This window comes from Marivita sp., assembly GCF_022763305.1.
Taxonomy (GTDB): domain Bacteria; phylum Pseudomonadota; class Alphaproteobacteria; order Rhodobacterales; family Rhodobacteraceae; genus Marivita.
On record NZ_JALEGT010000112.1, the window covers coordinates 1 to 2,947 of the forward strand.

Consider the following 2,947-nt stretch of genomic DNA (forward strand, 5'->3'; position numbering starts at 1 on the left):
ATGGCCTGACTGCCGCGGGCATCACCCATGTGACCGTGAGCTTTGACGGCTATGGCGATAGCGGCCAGGTTGAAAGCATCGAAGCCTACGCTGGCGATACCGAGGTTGCTTTCCCCAAGACCGAGATCGCCTATGCCGCATTGACCTGGGACGACCCGGAGGTCGAGATGCGGGCGCTTTCGCTCGAAGATGTCGTCGAGCAACTGGCCTACGACTTCCTCTCCGACACCCATTGCGGCTGGGAGAACAACGACGGGGCTTACGGCGAATTCTGCTTCGACGCGAGCGCTCGCACCATCCACCTTGAGTTCAACGAGCGCTTCACCTCGTCCGAACTCTACACGCACGATTTCTGAGGGGGCGGCGATGGCACATCCCTACCACCACGCCTTGTCCTCGGTGAAGAAATGGGGCGGCACGGTCGACGACTTCATGGCTGTGCATTCCTGGTTTGACCAGAGCAAGGAGATCACGGCCGATTTTCGGCACCGCGCGCTGCGCCACTATGCGGAGGGTATCTTCATGGCCGAGACCATCTTTGGGCCGACCCTGACCCTCTCGACCGGACGCATCATCCCGACCCGGTGGGTCGGCGAGCAGCATGTGAAGGAAGACCTCGGCTTCATCCCGAGTTTTGCCGACTGGGTGAAGGCCATCCGGCCCGAGCCCTGGATGGGTCGGACCGAACGGATCGAGGCACAGGTCGATCCGCATCTCGCTTCGCCCGTGGTCGAGGTCATGTGACATGACCGATCCCACTTATCGACGTCTTGGCTTGCCGCCGACCGCTTCGCGACTGGCAGTGGTTCGCGCGGCGGTCCGGGCGCTACACCCCGACACGCGTGCTGTTTGCAGTCTCCGGCTGGCGCGCAAGCGCTTCTACCGGCAGATGCTCTGCGCTCATGCCGCACGACAGGCGGCGGGCGACACGCCGACCGGCTGATCGCCCCCAACCACCCCTTCATTCCAACACAACGCCCGGCCGCCCGGCCGGGTTTTCCCCATTCAGGAGGTCCCCATGGCGGATTACTTCACCCATTTCTCATGCCTGATCGACGTCGGTAGCCCCGACAAGGCCGCCCGCGCGCTCGCGCTGTTTCAGGAACTCCGCGCTGCGGATCAGGACGCTGACGACCCGGAGGTCGCGGGCTTCGTCATCGCGCGCCAGGATGCCCCCGAGGGCAGCAGTCTCTGGATCCATGATGACGACCACGGCGATGTCGAAGCCGTCATCCGCTTCGTCTTGCGCCTCGCCGAAGACCTCAACCTCACCGGCCTTTGGGGGTTCCAGTATTCTCTGACCTGCTCTCGGCCACGACTCGACGCCTCTGGTGGCGGCGCGCATGCCATTGATCTCGGCGCGCGCAAATCCATCGGCTGGTCCAGCACGCAAGAATGGCTGGCCGCCGCATTGAACGGGGAGGACATCGATGCCTGAGGTGATCTGCACCACCGTCTACCAGTTCCCCGAACTCTCGGATGCCGCCAAGGAGAAGGCGCGCAGCTGGTATCGTGACCTAGGGCCGCACGACGACTGGTGGGACGCGGTCTATGAGGATTTCGAGCGGGTCTGTGAGATCCTCGGCATCCGCCTGAAGACGACTCCCGTCCGTCTGATGGGCGGCGGGACGCGGGCCAAGCCCTGCATCTGGTTTTCCGGCTTCTGGAGCCAGGGCGACGAGGCCTGCTTCGAGGGCTATTGGTCCCACGCCAAGGGCGCGGCCAAGCGCATCCGGGACTATGCGCCCACGGACGCGACGCTGCATGGCATCGCCGACCGCCTGCAGGCCATCCAGCGGCGAAACTTCTACCAACTCGCCGCCGAGGCCAGCCACCGTGGCCGCTACTACCATGAATACACCATGTCGGTGGACATCACGCGGGACAGCGCGACCTGGCAGCCGCCGACCGAGGATGCGGAAGAAGTCGTGACCGAGGCGCTGCGTGATCTGGCCCGCTGGCTCTACCGCCAGCTTGAAGCCGAATACGACCACCTCACCTCAGACCAGGCCATCGAGGAGGGGATCATCGTCAACGCGTATACGTTCACGGAAGGAGGGCGGCGGTTCGGGTAACAGAGATCAAAGCGCGAAGTTCATTTGATCTTTACAGTAAGTCCATATGGACTATATTGAAACCAATGGAGGACTCCATGTACGTTGCAGAGAAAATCCGGGAACCCGCACAGATCAACGCCGTCGCGTTGAAAGCTTATGCACGCGTGGCCGATGCTTGGGGCCTCAGTCTCAAGGAAGCGGCTGGCCTTGCCGACATGTCAGAGAGCACGTGGAAGCGCGCCAAGAAGCCGGATTTCGCCGGAGAGCTCACCAAGGACCAACTGCTGCGGCTCAGTGCTGTAATTGGCATCTTCAAGTCGCTCGAGCTCTACTTCTCGGAGCCTCTGGCAAGAAGCTGGTTCACCCGACCGAACAAGGGGCCGCTCTTTGGTGGCGGCCGACCAGTCGACACCGCCATCGACGGGGGGTTGCCGCAGATCCTCGCGGTTCGGACCTATCTTGATGCGTTGCGTGGTGGGGCATGAAGCAGACCGAGATTTCCGATCGCGGTCTCGTTCGTCTCCTGCCCGCCACTTACCACAAGCCACCATCGCTGCGCGGTCTCGTCGATACCGATGACGAGATGGAGATCTTGGCAGAGATCGAGGGCCTGACCAGTGGACGTCTACAGGCCGAACGCGGGCGCAACCCGCATCTGGACCCGCGCGAACTCGCTTGGCAACGCCGCAGCCGCGATCTGCGCATCTATGGGGACAGTCACGTCAACGCAGCCTTCACTTACACCCGCGCCGGCGGAAACCGCTTCAACGCCGAGGAGCGCGGCGCGTGGTATTGCGCATGGGATGTGATGGTTTCTGTCAGCGAAGTGGCTTGGCACCGCACACGCGAACTCGGCTTTACCGGCAGCTTCCACGATAGCGCCCGCTATG

At 62.9% G+C, this 2,947-nt stretch carries 7 protein-coding genes; all 7 read left to right on the forward strand.

The window, feature by feature from the left end; genetic code table 11:
• A partial coding sequence (locus MRY75_RS19550) for a DUF6878 family protein (RefSeq protein ID WP_292309653.1) occupies positions 1–356 on the forward strand: 356 nt, incomplete at its 5' end.
• 10 nt (positions 357–366) lie between these two features.
• Positions 367–744: a hypothetical protein gene (locus MRY75_RS19555; RefSeq protein ID WP_292309654.1), complete on the forward strand. Its 378-nt coding sequence runs from the start codon at positions 367–369 to the stop codon at positions 742–744.
• 1 nt (position 745) lies between these two features.
• Entirely contained in the window at positions 746–943 is a 198-nt protein-coding gene (locus tag MRY75_RS19560; RefSeq protein WP_081874991.1) for a hypothetical protein, read from the forward strand.
• Positions 944–1,018: 75 nt separating this feature from the next.
• Positions 1,019–1,438 (forward strand): hypothetical protein, encoded by a 420-nt coding sequence (locus MRY75_RS19565; protein ID WP_292309655.1) that lies wholly within the window; start codon positions 1,019–1,021, stop codon positions 1,436–1,438.
• Entirely contained in the window at positions 1,431–2,075 is a 645-nt protein-coding gene (locus MRY75_RS19570; protein WP_292309656.1) for an antitoxin of toxin-antitoxin stability system, read from the forward strand. The genes MRY75_RS19565 and MRY75_RS19570 overlap by 8 nt, the downstream gene beginning before the upstream one ends.
• Before the next feature lie 65 nt (positions 2,076–2,140).
• The gene (locus MRY75_RS19575) at positions 2,141–2,542 is read left to right on the forward strand and encodes an MbcA/ParS/Xre antitoxin family protein (RefSeq protein ID WP_292309657.1); all 402 of its coding nucleotides are present in this window, start codon (positions 2,141–2,143) and stop codon (positions 2,540–2,542) included.
• A partial coding sequence (locus tag MRY75_RS19580) for an RES family NAD+ phosphorylase (RefSeq protein ID WP_292309658.1) occupies positions 2,539–2,947 on the forward strand: 409 nt, incomplete at its 3' end. The genes MRY75_RS19575 and MRY75_RS19580, both read left to right, overlap by 4 nt.

What these genes read in the sequence shown, in the direction of transcription:
- MRY75_RS19555 (WP_292309654.1), top strand. Translation starts at nt 367, where the DNA reads ATGGCACATCCCTACCACCACGCCTTGTCCTCGGTGAAGAAATGGGGC.
- MRY75_RS19560 (WP_081874991.1), top strand. Translation starts at nt 746, where the DNA reads ATGACCGATCCCACTTATCGACGTCTTGGCTTGCCGCCGACCGCTTCG.
- MRY75_RS19565 (WP_292309655.1), top strand. Translation starts at nt 1,019, where the DNA reads ATGGCGGATTACTTCACCCATTTCTCATGCCTGATCGACGTCGGTAGC.
- MRY75_RS19570 (WP_292309656.1), top strand. Translation starts at nt 1,431, where the DNA reads ATGCCTGAGGTGATCTGCACCACCGTCTACCAGTTCCCCGAACTCTCG.
- MRY75_RS19575 (WP_292309657.1), top strand. Translation starts at nt 2,141, where the DNA reads ATGGAGGACTCCATGTACGTTGCAGAGAAAATCCGGGAACCCGCACAG.